We start from the raw sequence: 685 nt of genomic DNA on the forward strand, positions 1-685 counted from the left end.
CTAACCGCGACAAAAGAGATTCGCCGTTGGGAAAAGAAAGTGGGCTGCAAGAAAACAACCATCATTGCTTTGACCGCGAGGGTGTTGGAAGAGGACATTCACAATTGTTTTGCTGCGGGTATGGATGCGTATTTGCCAAAGCCGTATAAATCTAACCAGTTATTTGAGTTGTTTAATGAACTAAAGCTTGCTTAAATCGCACTGATAAGCCGAATTCATTACGGCTTTTTAGAACGAATATAAAGGAAGTGACATGTTTAAACTCGCTGTTATCGGGACTAACTGGATTTCGCAACAATTTGTTGAAGCGGCAATCCAAACCAAGCAGTTTTGCCTTAAAGCTGTGTATTCGAGAGATATAGAAAAAGCGCGTTTGTTTGGCACGCCTTACGATGCAGATACTTATTACGACAGCCTAGAAACATTAGGTCAGGATGCAGACATTGATGCGGTGTACATCGCCAGTCCAAATTCGCTTCATGCTCCTCAAGCCATTCAAATGTTAAAAGCGGGCAAACACGTCATTTGTGAAAAGCCAATGGCTTCGAACTACGCATTGGCACAACAGATGTTTGCCTGTGCTGAGGAAAACAACGTTGTGTTGTTTGAAGCGTTTATGTCGCCTTACACACCAAACTTCCAAGTATTGAAAGAGAGCTTACCGTCTATCGCTCCGTTACGACAT

The 685-nt window shown here is 42.9% G+C and carries 1 protein-coding gene and 1 pseudogene; both read left to right on the forward strand.

Translation table 11 applies throughout. The features are described from left to right. A pseudogene (locus R8N49_RS27410) lies at positions 1-195 on the forward strand (response regulator); the annotation flags it as partial. Between the two features lie 58 nt (positions 196-253). Then, on the forward strand, positions 254-685 hold a 432-nt coding region (locus R8N49_RS27415; protein WP_318190490.1), incomplete at its 3' end, for a Gfo/Idh/MocA family oxidoreductase.

It is taken from the genome of Vibrio sp. 1978 (genome assembly GCF_033344345.1).